16 protein-coding genes are annotated in these 14,285 nt (G+C 39.8%); 4 read left to right on the top strand and 12 right to left on the bottom strand.

What is annotated here, in order from left to right; genetic code table 11:
• Positions 1–234 precede the first annotated feature (234 nt).
• Positions 235–378, top strand: coding sequence for a Hok/Gef family protein (locus DK861_RS09205; protein WP_072063187.1), 144 nt, complete (start codon positions 235–237; stop codon positions 376–378).
• A 70-nt stretch (positions 379–448) separates the two neighbouring features.
• Here DK861_RS09205 and alr read toward each other — a convergent pair whose 3' ends face one another.
• The 4 genes from alr to DK861_RS09185 form a co-directional block, all read right to left on the bottom strand.
• On the bottom strand, positions 449–1,672 hold the full coding sequence (gene alr, locus DK861_RS09200) for an alanine racemase (protein ID WP_109399890.1): 1,224 nt from the start codon (positions 1,670–1,672) through the stop codon (positions 449–451).
• A 189-nt stretch (positions 1,673–1,861) separates the two neighbouring features.
• The gene (locus tag DK861_RS09195; RefSeq protein ID WP_109399889.1) at positions 1,862–3,118 is read right to left on the bottom strand and encodes a PTS ascorbate transporter subunit IIC; all 1,257 of its coding nucleotides are present in this window, start codon (positions 3,116–3,118) and stop codon (positions 1,862–1,864) included.
• 10 nt (positions 3,119–3,128) lie between these two features.
• The gene (locus DK861_RS09190; protein WP_069367973.1) at positions 3,129–3,416 is read right to left on the bottom strand and encodes a PTS sugar transporter subunit IIB; all 288 of its coding nucleotides are present in this window, start codon (positions 3,414–3,416) and stop codon (positions 3,129–3,131) included.
• A 29-nt stretch (positions 3,417–3,445) separates the two neighbouring features.
• Positions 3,446–3,889, bottom strand: a complete 444-nt coding sequence (locus DK861_RS09185; RefSeq protein ID WP_006533329.1) for a PTS sugar transporter subunit IIA — start codon at positions 3,887–3,889, stop codon at positions 3,446–3,448.
• Between the two features lie 227 nt (positions 3,890–4,116).
• Between DK861_RS09185 and DK861_RS09180 the strand changes: the two genes are divergently transcribed.
• Complete coding sequence (locus DK861_RS09180; protein ID WP_006533330.1) at positions 4,117–5,163, top strand: LacI family DNA-binding transcriptional regulator; 1,047 nt, start codon at positions 4,117–4,119, stop codon at positions 5,161–5,163.
• Here DK861_RS09180 and yfcD read toward each other — a convergent pair.
• Positions 5,160–5,702, bottom strand: coding sequence for an NUDIX hydrolase YfcD (yfcD, locus tag DK861_RS09175; RefSeq protein WP_072063189.1), 543 nt, complete (start codon positions 5,700–5,702; stop codon positions 5,160–5,162). The genes DK861_RS09180 and yfcD overlap by 4 nt on opposite strands.
• A 197-nt stretch (positions 5,703–5,899) precedes the next feature.
• Between yfcD and DK861_RS09170 the strand changes: the two genes are divergently transcribed.
• The gene (locus tag DK861_RS09170; protein ID WP_109399888.1) at positions 5,900–6,514 is read left to right on the top strand and encodes a glutathione binding-like protein; all 615 of its coding nucleotides are present in this window, start codon (positions 5,900–5,902) and stop codon (positions 6,512–6,514) included.
• Positions 6,515–6,580: 66 nt separating this feature from the next.
• The gene (locus DK861_RS09165; RefSeq protein WP_109399887.1) at positions 6,581–7,486 is read left to right on the top strand and encodes a TIGR01777 family oxidoreductase; all 906 of its coding nucleotides are present in this window, start codon (positions 6,581–6,583) and stop codon (positions 7,484–7,486) included.
• Between the two features lie 98 nt (positions 7,487–7,584).
• Here the strand turns inward: DK861_RS09165 and DK861_RS09160 are convergent, their stop codons facing one another.
• The 7 genes from DK861_RS09160 to DK861_RS09130 all read right to left on the bottom strand — a co-directional run bounded on the left by DK861_RS09160 (position 7,585) and on the right by DK861_RS09130 (position 14,275).
• Positions 7,585–8,166, bottom strand: coding sequence for a UbiX family flavin prenyltransferase (locus DK861_RS09160; protein ID WP_109399886.1), 582 nt, complete (start codon positions 8,164–8,166; stop codon positions 7,585–7,587).
• Positions 8,167–8,285: 119 nt separating this feature from the next.
• Positions 8,286–9,803 carry an amidophosphoribosyltransferase gene (gene purF, locus DK861_RS09155; RefSeq protein ID WP_072063192.1) on the bottom strand — a complete coding sequence of 506 codons (1,518 nt, stop codon included), beginning with the start codon at positions 9,801–9,803 and terminating at the stop codon, positions 8,286–8,288.
• Between the two features lie 30 nt (positions 9,804–9,833).
• A complete protein-coding gene (gene cvpA, locus DK861_RS09150; RefSeq protein ID WP_023581692.1) occupies positions 9,834–10,325 on the bottom strand; it encodes a colicin V production protein in 492 nt (163 codons plus the stop codon).
• Between the two features lie 185 nt (positions 10,326–10,510).
• Positions 10,511–11,161: a cell division protein DedD gene (gene dedD, locus DK861_RS09145; RefSeq protein WP_109399885.1), complete on the bottom strand. Its 651-nt coding sequence runs from the start codon at positions 11,159–11,161 to the stop codon at positions 10,511–10,513.
• Positions 11,151–12,449, bottom strand: a complete 1,299-nt coding sequence (gene folC / locus DK861_RS09140; RefSeq protein ID WP_109399884.1) for a bifunctional tetrahydrofolate synthase/dihydrofolate synthase — start codon at positions 12,447–12,449, stop codon at positions 11,151–11,153. The genes dedD and folC overlap by 11 nt, the downstream gene beginning before the upstream one ends.
• Positions 12,442–13,404 (bottom strand): acetyl-CoA carboxylase, carboxyltransferase subunit beta, encoded by a 963-nt coding sequence (gene accD / locus DK861_RS09135; RefSeq protein ID WP_072063195.1) that lies wholly within the window; start codon positions 13,402–13,404, stop codon positions 12,442–12,444. Before accD ends, folC begins: the two co-directional genes overlap by 8 nt.
• A gap of 169 nt (positions 13,405–13,573) precedes the next feature.
• Positions 13,574–14,275, bottom strand: a complete 702-nt coding sequence (locus DK861_RS09130) for a DedA family protein (RefSeq protein WP_109399883.1) — start codon at positions 14,273–14,275, stop codon at positions 13,574–13,576.
• Positions 14,276–14,285: the final 10 nt, after the last annotated feature.

Raw genomic sequence — 14,285 nt, 5'->3', positions numbered from 1 at the left:
AAAAACAATTAACACATTGATTTTAATTGTTTATTTATGTCTTTGTTATTCAAAAAAAGATAGGAATGAGATGAATTTCTGTTAGTATGCAGGCGGGTGCTTGGATCATTTTGGTTCAAGCATTTGCAGGAGCCAAAAAGACGAAAGCCCCGAATTTTAATTTACTAAAATCCGAGGCAGTCTCAAAACCACACAACTTGATTCTGTCTCCTTTATAAAGGAGTGTCAAGAGAAATGACTAAGCTTGCCCTATTAGGGCTGATTACTGTATGTATTACAGTTTTGTGTTTTGCTTTACTGAAACATGAAAGATTATGTTCTTTTAATATCAGTAGTGGCGACACCGTAGTTCAAGCTATTTTATCTTGCGATAAATAGTTTTGTGGGGGAATTTCCCCCACAATTTCTCTCAAAAGTTGTTACTATTGGTGATCACAAGCACCCTACTTTAATCCACCAATACACGCTGATTTGTCGCTCCCCACAAAATCGACATCTCTGTAAACAGCGCACCACTAATATCTTCAATCTCTTCAGCCGTGATCTCTGCATTACCTTGCTTACCAAAGAACACGACTTCATCCCCTGATTTGATATTTTTAAGATCGGTAATATCAACAATCACCGCATTCATTGACGTTTTACCTAAAACAGGTACACGTTGGCCACCAATTAAAGCATGTCCCGCATTACTAAAAACTCGACGATAACCATCTGCATAACCGACAGGAATATTAGCTAATACTGAATCACGTTTTAGTGTGTAAGTGCGATCATAACCAACAGTATTGCCTTTAGGATAATAATTGATTGAAGCAATGCTGGATTTAAACGTCATTACGCGTTTGTAATCTGTACTTGCAATAGTATCGCCATAGAAAATTCCGCCTACACGCACCATATCTAACCAGGATCCAGGTACGGTAATTGTGGCAAAAGTATTTGCCATATGCAGAGTAACCTCTTTAGGATTTAGCCCTGTAACATCCAATACCTTTTGTGATTGCTGTTTAAAACGAGCGAGATCTTCTCTTACTTTATCAGCATCTTCTTCAGGATAATGAGACATAATGCCAACCACTTTAAGGTTAGCTAATTGAGCAATTTGTTTCGCCTCTTCAAGCCCTGCTTTGTTATTGACCTCTAAGCCATTACGAGACATTCCACCTGAATTTAAGGCAAGATGAATAGGGATCACTTTATTTTGCTGTTTAGCAATGGCATCTAATTTCTTAGCCATATCTAAGTTACCAATTAATTCTTCTACGTTATAGCTTGTCGCCTGAGCCATTTCCTGCTCTGTAGCATTACGTACTCGCATTAAACGACCATGAAATCCTAGATCACGAACTTCTTTTAGCTCTTGGTTATTCGTTACACCAATACATTGCACATTGTTTTCAATCATAACCGGTGCAACTAATGATAAATCATGACCATATGCATCGCCTTTTAAAATGGCACAAAGTGAGGATTTATCACCTAAAAGTGATTGAACTTTTTTCACATTAAAATCGAGCGCACTACGTGAGATTTCAATCCATGAGTTATTCACGATTGCAGGCTGAACTTGAGCAGTTTGAGCCACTGGTGGATTGTGATTAACGGGTTGTTGACAAGCAGTGATAACAAAAAGTGGTAACAACGCAAGATATCGAATACCGAAAGACATCTTCTTTTTCCTTAGTGATTGTGATGTTAAACCTATTTTTATAATTAGGTACGAAAATATACACAATGTGAATATTCACTCAGGATAATAGCATTGTTATTCATAAAATAAACATATAAATTCATATAAAAAAACGCCCCAGTGAATTAATTTCAATGAGGCGTTGATGTATCTTAATTCTTAAAACAATCAGCGAACAATAATACCTAACAGAATACCGATAACACCAAAGTCTGCATCACTAAATGTGGTGTTAGCAATACCGATATCTCCAAGTACAGGTAATAGGAATACAGGTAAAAATGTAATCAATAAACCTTGAACAAAAGCACCTAAAATTGCACCGCGACGTCCACCGGTTGCATTACCAAATACCCCTGCGGTGGCGCCCACAAAGAAATGAGGAACAACCCCCGGAATGATCACTGTCCAATCTAAGGCATACAGAATAAACATGCCAATAACACCCGCCGCAAAGCTACTTAAAAAACCGACTAATACGGCATTTGGTGCATAAGGGAATACGACTGGGCAATCTAACGCTGGTTTTGCATTAGGAACTAATTTATCTGAAATACCTTTAAATGCAGGAACAATTTCAGCAATAACCATACGTACACCTTGCAGAATAATATAAACCCCTGCTGCAAAGGTTATCGATTGCATCAATGAGAACATAAACCAGTTTTTACCACCACTGACTTCACGAACAAAAGTATCGCCCGCAAATAAACAGGTAATGATAAAAATAATTCCCATAGTGAAAGCAATGGCAACGGGTGTATCACGTAAAAATAGTAGGCTTTTAGGAACATTCATCTCTTCAGTTGAATGCTCTTTATTACCAAATTTACTGCCGATAAAGCCGGCAACGACATAAGAAATAGTGGAAAAGTGTCCTAATGCAACATCATCAGAGCCAGTAATTTTTTTCATATAAGGATGTGCAATGGCTGGGAAAAATACCATTGAAATCCCAACAACTAATGAACCTACCGTAACTAACACTGTGCCTTCTAAGCCCGCAGTTGCCAAAATAACCGCCACCATCATCGACATAAATAATGTATGGTGACCTGTTAAGAAAATAAATTTCCACGGCGTTAAACGTGCAATTAAGATATTAATCAACATGGCAAAAAACATGATTAATGCCATCTCTTTACCAAAGCTTTTTTGTGCAATAGAGACAATTGCCTCATTATTAGGCACAACGCCTTGAATACCGAATGCATGTTGGAAAATCGTTGAGAAATCACCCAGTGAGTTAATGACAAGACCAGCGCCAGCACCTAAAATCACAAAACCCATAATGGTTTTTACGGTACCTTTAATACATTCTGTAACTGGTTTTTTTTGGGCAATTAAACCAATTAATGCGATCAAACCAACTAAAATAGCAGGCTCTGAAAGCACATCACTCATTAGAAAGCGGAAAAAGTCCATGATAGGCTCCTTATAACGCGCCTAATTCACGTAACGCGACTGAAAGCTTCTCTTTCATCGCTACTTTATCAATCATGTTATCCAGTGAAACAACTTTCCCATTTACTGCTTGTGAATTAAGTTGTTCTGCAATATCGCGTGTACCTACATAGATATCACTTGGTGTACCTTTTGCTGACCCCAGATCAACGTGATCAACTTCAGCATTTACAGAAAGATCTTTTAAAATGCTTTTGATGCTCATTTCCATCATTAAGCTACTACCTAAACCATTTCCACACACAACAGTAATTTTCATGATATTCCCCTTGGTAATTTAAATTGTTATTAATAGTTGTTGATAACAGATAAGACATCCACTTTGCTTTTCGCATTAAATAACTTTTGAATATCTGTATCGTTATCAAAAAGTTCGGCTAATTTCATAATGGCATTAATATGGCTGTCGTTATCTGTTGCAGCCAAAACAATCAGTAATTTCACCGGATCGTTTTCGTCTGCACCAAACTCAACCCCTTGCTCAACAATAGTTAAAGCAAGCGAAAGTTGATTAACACCATCTTCGGGGCGCGCATGAGGCATCGCAATCCCAGGACCTAATACATAATATGGCCCTATTTTCTCGTGTGATTTGTAAATTGCATCGATATAACGAGGTTCAATATAGCCTTTATCAATTAATGGCTGGCACGCCACTTTTACAGCCTCTCGCCAATCACTAACGTTTGGCACCACTTGCACCATATCCGGTGTTAATAACGTTTTAAGCATATTTATAACCTCGATCAGACTCTCTTTGAGCTTCGTTATTAAGGATAGTAATCATTAATGGTAGCGCTATCTAGATAGATCATTCGTAATTGTGATAGCGCTATCATTTTAATGAAATGTTAATTGCAGAAAATGCCAACTATTGACACTGTATTGTTTCAGCATAATAGGAAGATTTCAGGTAGGATCTGCCGTTAATCAAATAGGCTAAGCAAGCATAATTACACATGATCAAAACACGTAAGCGCCGAAATACAGGCCGCGTCACATTACAAGATGTCGCTAAACACGCTGGAGTCGGTTCAATGACCGTTTCGCGTGCATTACGAACCCCTGAACTCGTTTCTGATAAGTTAAGAGAGAAAGTTAATCTAGCCGTAGAAGAACTTGGTTATATTCCTAATGCCTCGGCCGGTGCTTTAGCTTCAGCACAAAGTCATATTATTGCTGTCCTGTTGCCCTCTTTTACAGATAGAGCAAGTGCAGATTTTATGCAATCTTTACAACAAATACTCAATCGCCATCAGTATCAAATTTTAGTTGGTTGCTATGAGCATCAACCTCATAAAGCCAATGATGTGATTAATATGCTATTGCAAAGTAATCCTGCTGCATTAGTTGCTTTTGGTTCACAGCTTAGCCCAACTCATTTTTTACATATCAGTAATGCCAATGTGCCCGTTGTCAGTGTTGCCAGTCAATCAGACGAACAAGCGGCTATTAGTATTGATTGTTCTTATGAGCAAGCCGCATATGATTTAACAAACCATTTAGTCTCCCAAGGAAAGCGTTGTATTGGCTATATTGGTGCGTTACAAGGCCAGCGCCTGCATCATCAGCAAATAACAGGTTGGTCACGCGCATTACTCAAAAATTATTTAAATGCTGAGCAAAGTGTCACTACGCCTGATCCCGCGTCTATGGCATACGGTCGGCAAGCGTTAACAGAAATTTTATTGCGCCAACCTGAACTAGATGCGGTTATTTGTAGTCATGAGAGTATTGCACTAGGTATGATTTTTGAGTGTCAACGTCGATTAATTAAGATCCCACAAGATCTGGCTATCGCGTGTTTAGAAGGCTCAGAAAATAGCGATCAGATCTCCCCTTCTCTCACAACAATTCGTTTTGATTATCACAAAATGGGAAAAGAGGCAGGAAAACATCTGATAGCACTTTTACAACGTTTAAGAGACGAAGATGATAACGCTATATTTGAAGATACCGTTATCAACTATGCATATCGATTTGAGCTAGGACAAAGCACCCCTTAGTCTACGGTTTCTCTACTTTCTAGGCGTGTACTGTTATTACGTGTTAACCAAAGAGAAAGGGCTTTTAATGAATCAGGCGTGAATTCATCACAGCGCTCAGTAATTTCAGAGGGAGTTAACCAACACACTTCCTCAATTTCTTCTGCTTGTAGTGCGAAAGGTCCATGAGAAACACAACTAAACAAGCTTCCCCAGACACGACAACTTTCATCATCATAATAAAATTGACCATGCTCAGCAAAAGGGACTCCAGCAATACCTAGCTCTTCTTCTGCTTCACGACGCGCACTTTCAAGTAAATTCTCACCTTGTTGAACCACACCACCCGCAGTCGCATCTAACCAACCAGGGTAAAAATCTTTTGTTTCAGTTCGACGCTGCGCCAAGATCTTCCCCATTCCATCATGAACAACGATATAAGTTGCTCTATGTCTTAGGTTTTCAGCTCGCATTTGTTGACGTGTTGCTTGTGCAACGACTTCATTTTTATCATCAACAATATCAACCCATTCAACCAATGCCGTCTTTTCTTGTTCCATCCTCAACAAACCTTTTTTAACCGATACTAAACGATCGTAATTTTTATCCTGAATATACCAAAATCACTATTTTTCACCACTACAATAATCATACGTGACTTATTTTATCCATCTTGCACTTTTTTGCTTTTTATGATGTTAAAAGGCAGACTGTGATTATGTTGTGTATTTAGTGCCTACTTTATTTTGGAGCTTTTATGATTGATTTATATTATGCAGATACCCCAAATGGCCAAAAAATAACGCTTTTTCTTGAAGAAACAGGCATACCTTATCAGTTACATCGCATCGATATTAGTAAAGGCGATCAATTTAAACCTGAATTTTTAGCCATTTCACCCAATAATAAAATTCCCGCAATTATAGATAACTCACCTATTGATGGAGGTGAACCTATCTCTATTTTTGAATCAGGTGCTATTCTTATCTATCTAGCTGAAAAAAGTGGCAAACTACTCAGTCAACATTTACGAGAAAAAACAACGCAACTACAATGGTTGTTTTGGCAAGTAGGTGGGTTTGGTCCGATGTTGGGACAAAATCACCACTTCACCCGTTATGCCACAGAAAAAGTCCCTTATGCCATTAAGCGTTATACTGAAGAAACACAGCGTCTATATAGCGTATTAGAGAAACGATTAGCACAATCACCTTATCTTGGTGGAGAAGAGTACAGCATTGCGGATATCGCTACATATACATGGGCTCGTTTGCACGATCACCACAATATTGATTTAACAAATTATCCAGCAATTGCTAAATGGCTAAACAACATTAATCAGCGCCCAGCAACGAAAAAAATCTTTGGTTAACATAAGCAATTCATATATCAGGATGATATTTATTCTTTATCAAGCAAGCAGATCAGGAGGATTGTGATGAAAATACTTATCACTGGTGGTACAGGATTAATAGGCAAAGCATTAGTTTGTGAGCTAGCACTCGCCAAGAATGATATTACGGTGCTTTCTCGTTCGCCTCAAAAAGTTTATTCGCATTTTTGTAATGAAATCACCTGCTGGACTCAACTCAACGATAAACAGGATCTTAATGAGTTTGATGCCGTCATTAATCTTGCTGGAGAGCCTATTGCTGATAAACGTTGGACACCCTCTCAAAAACAGAAACTGATTAATAGTCGTTGTCATTTAACCCAGAAATTGGTTGATTTGATTAATGCTAGCGACTCCCCACCCGCTGTTTTTATTTCTGGCTCCGCCGTAGGTTTTTATGGTGATCAAGGTGATACTCGAGTCACAGAAGAGACGCCTGCAAATCCTGAATTTACACATGAACTTTGTGCTAAATGGGAACGCATTGCACTTGAAGCTCAAACACCATTAACTCGAGTTTGCTTGTTGCGTACAGGGATTGTACTTTCAACTCTCGGTGGCGCACTACCTAAAATGAGTAAACCCTTTAAATTAGGATTAGGAGGCAAATTGGGAAATGGAAAACAATATATGCCGTGGATCCATATTGATGATATGGTCAGTGCAATTATTTTCTTGCTTAATACCCAAGATGCTAAAGGCGCTTTTAACTTAACAGCACCTAACCCAGTACAAAATAAAGAATTTACTCGCCTATTAGGAAAAGTTTTTAATCGCCCAGCCTTAATGACAGTTCCTGAAAGTGTATTACGTCTAGTGATGGGAGAAAGCGCTACATTGGTATTAGGCGGGCAACAAGCTATACCTGAAAAATTACTCAGTGCTGGCTTTGAATTTCGTTACCCACACTTAGAAGAGGCATTAAAAGATATTATTACCACAGGAAAATAATCTCTTTTTCTATTCTCAATCAGTTGGAATAAATACTCTAAATAATTCAAGATGCAACGTTGTTGACTACGTTGCACCTTGAAGTATGATGAATATCTTTAGCGAGCAGGTTTATCCCCTTCCCACCGTTGAAATAAATCATCAGGTAAATCAATCTCAAATTGATCAAGCACACGATTAACTGTTTGATTAATAATATCATCAATAGTTTTAGGCTGAAAATAGAAAGCTGGAACCGGTGGCATAATCACTGCACCTAGTTCAGATGCTTGTGTCATCAATCGTAAATGCCCTAAATGAAGCGGTGTTTCACGCACACATAAGACTAGTTTACGCCCTTCTTTAAGTACGACATCCGCAGCACGAGTGACTAAGGTATCGGTATAACTATGAACAATACCTGACAAACTTTTGATAGAACAAGGTAATATGACCATTCCATTGACACGAAATGAGCCAGAAGAGATAGATGCACCAATATCACGATCGTCATAAATCACATCCGCTAAAGCATGAATATCTTTTAGCGAATAATCGGTTTCTAATGAAATAGTACGGCGTGCAGCTTGGCTAATCACTAGATGGGTTTCAACTGACGGCACTGATTTTAGTATCTCTAATAAACGTATACCGTAAATTGCACCACTGGCGCCGGTTAGCCCAACTATCAGCTTTTTCATTATAATCCTCAGAATATATATCTTTGTTAATCATTATGATGATTAACCCTCAAAAAACAAGCGTCGATGCAGAACACACTGACATCGACGCTTTATAAGGGAGATATCTTACCGAAAAATTAGCCTTCGTTATAGATTTCCAAATTTTCTATTTCATTCTGATCACGAATTTTATGTTCATCATCTCGACGTAGATTTTCTAAATAATCCAAGTAATCTTGGTCGATATCTTTCGTAACATAAACACCATCAAATACAGAGCATTCAAACTGATTGATATCAGGATTCTCTTCTTGTACCGCAGCGATTAAATCAGTGAGATCTTGGAAAATAAGTCCATCAGCACCAATTAATTTACGAATTTCATCCACTTCACGTCCATGGGCAATAAGCTCATTGGCATTTGGCATATCAATACCATACACATTCGGGAAGCGAACTTCTGGCGCTGCTGAGGCAAAATAGACTTTCTTCGCACCCGCTTCTCTTGCGAGTTCGACGATTTGCTCTGATGTGGTGCCACGTACAATGGAATCATCAATCAGCAGAACATTTTTATCACGAAACTCTGCACGATTTGCATTCAATTTACGTCTCACTGACTTACGACGCTCTTGCTGACCAGGCATAATAAAAGTACGACCAACGTAGCGATTCTTGACAAAACCTTGGCGATAAGGTTTGTTGAGAATATGCGCAATTTCTAAGGCTATATCGCAAGATGTTTCAGGAATGGGGATCACAACATCAATGTGTAAATCATCCCACTCTTTGGCAATTTTAGCGCCTAATTTCTGCCCCATACGTAAACGTGCATTATAAACTGAAATTTTATCGATAAACGAATCAGGACGAGCAAAATAAACATACTCAAATAAACAAGGAATTAATTGCGGATTTTCGGCACATTGGCGAGTAAAGAGTTGCCCTTGCTCTGTGATATAAATCGCCTCACCCGGTGCAACATCACGCAAGAATTCAAAACCTAAAGTATCAAGCGCAACACTTTCAGATGCGACCATATATTCATGGCGGCCATCTTCTAAGGTGCGTTTACCCAATACTAAAGGACGGATACCAAAGGGATCACGAAAAGCCAGTAAACCATGGCCGATAATCAAAGCAACACAAGCATAAGCACCGCGGAGTTTTTTATGCATTGCCGCAACGGCTGCAAAAATATTATCAGGCTCAAGCGGGAAATGGTCAAAACGGTCTAATTCATATGCCAATACATTGAGCAGGATTTCAGAATCAGAGGTGGTATTGATATGGCGACGCGCTGTTTCAAATAATTGGCGACGTAATAAATGCGCATTGGTTAAATTACCATTATGCGCCAACGTAATACCAAAAGGGGAATTCACATAAAAAGGCTGCGCTTCTGATGCACTAGAACTACCCGCTGTTGGGTAACGGACATGCCCTATCCCGATAGTACCTTTTAAACGCAACATATGACGGGTTTCGAACACATCTTTAACCAGTCCGTTTGCTTTGCGAAGACGGAAACCATTGTTACCGTCTATCGTTGCAATGCCTGCTGCATCTTGACCTCGGTGTTGTAACACCGTTAACGCATCATAAATTGATTGGTTTACTGGATTAGCTCCAGCGATACCGACAATACCGCACATGAATAGATCCTCATCAGCCAGACGGAGAGGTTATATTCTCTCCGACACGAAACTTGACGCATTTTGTAGGTAGTCAAAGAACCACCTAATAATATGGTTGAATTGAGGAATAAGCTCAGAACGTTGCCAATCAGCGCTATCTGCCATAGGCGTAAACGCGCCTAAAACAAAAAGTAATGCTGAAACTATCAGCACGCCTCTTAAAGCCCCGAAACAGACCCCCAATACACGATCTGTACCTGATAACCCTGTGCGTTGAACAAGAGAGCTAATCACATAATTCACAACAGCACCGACAATCAGTGTCGCAATAAATAACGTGACTATTGCAATCCCGTTACGAACCAGCTCATCTTCAAACCGGGTAAAATAGACGGCAAGATAAGGATAAAACTGACTAGCAACAAAGAAACCACAACCCCAGGTGATGAGTGACAATGCTTCACGAACAAAGCCACGGATCAGGCTGACTAATGCGGAAAAACCAATAATGGCAATGATGGCGTAATCTATCCAGACCATAAATTCTTTATCCAATAATGATGCTCCGCATTAATACGGAAGCATTCTAACAGAAAACGAAAACGTTTGCGTAATGCTAATTTTCGCTAATTTCAAAATAATTTACGGCGATATGAAAAATCATAATCGCCGCAATAAGTTAACGCTTTGTTACATTACTCATCTGATGACTCGTTTAGAAAAAATTAAGGCTTATATGCCCTTACCTCACCTTGTAAACCCGTAAGCTCTTTTAAATGAGGCAAAATAGCCTGTAATTCTGACTTAGATGCGCTAGGGCCAATGTAAATTCGAGTCACTTGTCCTGCAACTGGGCGGGCGGGTATGGTATATACTGGATAACCTGAGAAATGCATTTTCGCAATAATTTCTTCTACCTTCGCCGCATTTTTCAACGCACCTAATTGAACAACCCAAGCTTCGCCTTTCGGTGGCTTAGTTTCTTGCACTGGCGGTGTTGGTGGTTGTACGGGTGGAGTCACCACAGTTGGAGGCTCTGGTGTAGGCGTTGGTTGTTGTGGTGGTTCTACTGGTGTAACAGGTACAACAGCGGGTGATTCAGGTGTTGTAACGGTAGATTGCTCAACGCCAGTCACTGCTTCAGAAAGCATACCTTCAGATGCACCTTCTGATGGAGTAGAAGGCACTGAGGTTTGCTCTATCGGGGCGATAGATTCTATTTCTTGCTCATCGCCTGGTTTAGGTACTAAAGGAATAGAGGCGAACTGGTCTTCGTTATATTTCTTATCGCCGTCGAGTAGAGCAGGTAAAAAAATAACCCCTACTGCCACCAATACAACGGCGCCGACTAAGCGATTTTGAAATTTACTTGCCACCCACACTCTCCTTTTCCAAAAGTTCCATTATATGTGCGACTGTATGAAATGAGCCACAAACCACAACAATATCATTAGGAGCAGCATCAGAGATTGCTTGTTGCCATGCATTTTCAACACTATCGAATACCATTGGCTTATCAAGATGCTGAGCTAACACCTCAGCAGAAGCACCACGAAACTCATTAAGTGGAGCGACATACCAATGATCAGCTAATGGTGTTAAGCACGCTAATGTTCCTGCAATATCTTTATCACCCAGCATACCAACAACAATACGCACCTGAGTATCAGATTTTTGTGGTAATTGTGATAATTTTTCCGCTAAATATCCTGCAGCATGAGGATTATGTGCCACATCAAAGATAACCAGAGGATGTTGCGAAATTACCTGAAAACGACCCGGTAATTGTGCACGAGACATACCGTCGACAATACTTTGTTCTGTTATTGCTTGGCTGACTTTGTCATCAGATTTGAGCAAACAACGAATAACTCCCATTGCTGTCGCCGCATTGGCTAGCGGAATATTAGGGATGGGTAACGCATCAAATTCACAGTCAACACAACGCCAATGCCAGTGCTCACCTTCAATAGCAAAAGACCAATCCGTTCCTCGACGGAAAAGCTTAGCGTGTTTTTCATTGGCAACTTGGGCTATGGAATGAGGCATATCCGGTTCACCCACAACAGCGTAGTGATTAGCACGGAAAATACCGGCTTTCTCGTGACCAATATGTTCTCTATCTGCACCTAACCAATCCGTATGATCGAGTGCAATACTAGTGATAGCCGCAATATCTGCATCAACGATATTCGTCGCATCTAATCGGCCACCTAATCCTACCTCAAGAATAACCACATCAAGTTGCGCTTGTTGAAATAGCTTCAACGCAGCCAGAGTGCCATATTCAAAAAAAGTCAGCGAAATATCGCCTCTAGCTTGTTCAATTTCTGCAAAAACTTCGCAAAAAGCACCTTCGGAAAGTTCTTTGCCTTGAATACGAACGCGTTCTGTATAACGCACAAGATGAGGGGAACTATAAACGCCGACTTTCAATCCTGATGCCATCAAGATTGATTCGAGCATATGACAGGTTGTGCCTTTTCCATTTGTACCTGAGACAGTGATTACCTTAGGTGCAGGACGTAACACATTTAATATTTTTCCTACCTTGCCTACTCGTTCTAACCCCATATCAATAGCGCTGGAGTGTAAATGTTCAAGATAAGAAAGCCACACCGACAAAGGCGATGTGGCTTTAGGAGCAGTTATGATATTAGACATCTTCTTTTTTATTCGTTTCGATGTTAATTTCTGGCTCGTTATCTGTAGATTCAATTTCATCAGCAATCATTTCTTCACTAATGATTTCATCTTCATCTTCGACTAAATCATACTGAGTCAGCTTAGCCAGTAATTCAGCTAGTTCATCACGCATTTCAGGGCGGCGAATAATCATATCAATCGCCCCTTTTTCTAGCAGGAACTCACTACGTTGGAAACCAGCAGGTAGCTTTTCACGTACTGTTTGTTCAATAACTCGAGGACCTGCAAAACCAATCAGTGCTTTAGGTTCAGCAACATTGATATCACCTAACATCGCTAGACTTGCAGAAACGCCCCCCATTGTAGGGTCAGTCATGACAGAAATATAAGGTAAGCCACGTTCCTGCATTTTTGCTAATGCTGCACTGGTTTTTGCCATTTGCATTAATGACATCAGCGCTTCTTGCATACGAGCGCCACCACTTGCAGAGAAGCAAACTAATGGGCAGTTATCTTCTAGTGCTTGTTCAACAGCACGAACAAAACGCGCCCCTACAACAGAAGCCATTGAACCACCCATAAACGCAAACTCAAAGGATGCAGCAACAACTGGCATCTTTTTTAGCGTTCCTTTCATAACAACTAATGCATCTTTTTCTTGCGTTTGTTTTTGAGCAGCGCTAATTCTGTCTTTATATTTTTTAGAGTCGCGGAATTTCAGAATATCTTTAGGTTCTAATTCGCTACCTAATTCTGTTGTGCTTCCTGTATCAAGGAAAGTCTCAAGGCGACGGCGCGCTGAAATGCGCATATGGTGATCACATTTAGGACAAACCTCTAAATTACGCTCTAATTCTGCGCGATAGAGTACCTGTCCACAGCTATCACATTTAGTCCAAACCCCTTCCGGGATATTGGCTTTACGTGAACTTGTGATAGTGCTTTTATTTAGAATTTTTTCAATCCAGCTCATTAACGGACCTTTTCGTCTGAATCTGACCTTCGCCAGTAAAATTATTGTGAGCGTATCAACCACAATGCACTGGCTGTGTGGTTAGCAAAGTTTATGATGATACCGCTTACTGAATTTCAGCGCATCTCTTTATTATGGCTATTCTACGGCAAAAACTAATGATAACTGCTCAAACCTCTTTGCTATCACTTTCTTTCTTCGCTTTTGCGCTCGCTCTGCGATGGCGTATGATCTCAATGACGCCCGGTAAAATAGAAATAACAATAATGGCAACAATTAGCAATTTTAAGTTCTTTTGAACTATATCTAAGTCACCAAAAAAGTATCCCGCATAAGTAAATAGCAGTACCCATGCAATTGCCCCAGTAACATTATAAAAGGCAAAATGACGATATGACATTTTTCCCATTCCTGCAACGAATGGCGCAAAAGTTCGGATAATCGGCACGAATCTTGCCAAAATAATCGCTTTACCACCATGTTTTTCATAAAAAGCATGGGTTTTATCCAGATATTCACGACGGAAAATACGTGAATTAGGCTTACTAAATAGCTTTTCGCCAAAAAGTCGCCCTATAGAATAGTTTACTGCATCACCTAAAATGGCAGCACAAAGTAGCAGTAAAACCATAATATGGACATTCACATCATTGGTTTCTAATGAAGCTAAAGCGCCAGCAACGAATAATAAGGAGTCTCCAGGTAAGAAAGGTGTTACCACAAGCCCTGTTTCACAAAAAACAATTAGAAACAAAATGGCATAGACCCATGTACCATATTGCGCGACAAGCTCTGCTAAATGCGCATCAATATGTAAAATAAAATCAATTAGAAATTTTATCAGATCAACAAATTGCGTTAATATATCCATAAATCCTCAG

This window comes from Proteus sp. TJ1640, from assembly GCF_003144445.1.
In the GTDB taxonomy this organism is placed as follows: Bacteria; Pseudomonadota; Gammaproteobacteria; order Enterobacterales; family Enterobacteriaceae; genus Proteus; species Proteus penneri.
The sequence above is the reverse complement of the archived record's forward strand: the minus strand, read 5'-3'. Positions and strand labels throughout refer to the sequence as shown.

What these genes read in the sequence shown, in the direction of transcription:
- DK861_RS09205 (WP_072063187.1), top strand. Translation starts at nt 235, where the DNA reads ATGACTAAGCTTGCCCTATTAGGGCTGATTACTGTATGTATTACAGTT.
- alr (WP_109399890.1), bottom strand. Translation starts at nt 1,672, where the DNA reads ATGTCTTTCGGTATTCGATATCTTGCGTTGTTACCACTTTTTGTTATC.
- DK861_RS09195 (WP_109399889.1), bottom strand. Translation starts at nt 3,118, where the DNA reads ATGGACTTTTTCCGCTTTCTAATGAGTGATGTGCTTTCAGAGCCTGCT.
- DK861_RS09190 (WP_069367973.1), bottom strand. Translation starts at nt 3,416, where the DNA reads ATGAAAATTACTGTTGTGTGTGGAAATGGTTTAGGTAGTAGCTTAATG.
- DK861_RS09185 (WP_006533329.1), bottom strand. Translation starts at nt 3,889, where the DNA reads ATGCTTAAAACGTTATTAACACCGGATATGGTGCAAGTGGTGCCAAAC.
- DK861_RS09180 (WP_006533330.1), top strand. Translation starts at nt 4,117, where the DNA reads ATGATCAAAACACGTAAGCGCCGAAATACAGGCCGCGTCACATTACAA.
- yfcD (WP_072063189.1), bottom strand. Translation starts at nt 5,702, where the DNA reads ATGGAACAAGAAAAGACGGCATTGGTTGAATGGGTTGATATTGTTGAT.
- DK861_RS09170 (WP_109399888.1), top strand. Translation starts at nt 5,900, where the DNA reads ATGATTGATTTATATTATGCAGATACCCCAAATGGCCAAAAAATAACG.
- DK861_RS09165 (WP_109399887.1), top strand. Translation starts at nt 6,581, where the DNA reads ATGAAAATACTTATCACTGGTGGTACAGGATTAATAGGCAAAGCATTA.
- DK861_RS09160 (WP_109399886.1), bottom strand. Translation starts at nt 8,166, where the DNA reads ATGAAAAAGCTGATAGTTGGGCTAACCGGCGCCAGTGGTGCAATTTAC.
- purF (WP_072063192.1), bottom strand. Translation starts at nt 9,803, where the DNA reads ATGTGCGGTATTGTCGGTATCGCTGGAGCTAATCCAGTAAACCAATCA.
- cvpA (WP_023581692.1), bottom strand. Translation starts at nt 10,325, where the DNA reads ATGGTCTGGATAGATTACGCCATCATTGCCATTATTGGTTTTTCCGCA.
- folC (WP_109399884.1), bottom strand. Translation starts at nt 12,449, where the DNA reads ATGTCTAATATCATAACTGCTCCTAAAGCCACATCGCCTTTGTCGGTG.
- accD (WP_072063195.1), bottom strand. Translation starts at nt 13,404, where the DNA reads ATGAGCTGGATTGAAAAAATTCTAAATAAAAGCACTATCACAAGTTCA.
- DK861_RS09130 (WP_109399883.1), bottom strand. Translation starts at nt 14,275, where the DNA reads ATGGATATATTAACGCAATTTGTTGATCTGATAAAATTTCTAATTGAT.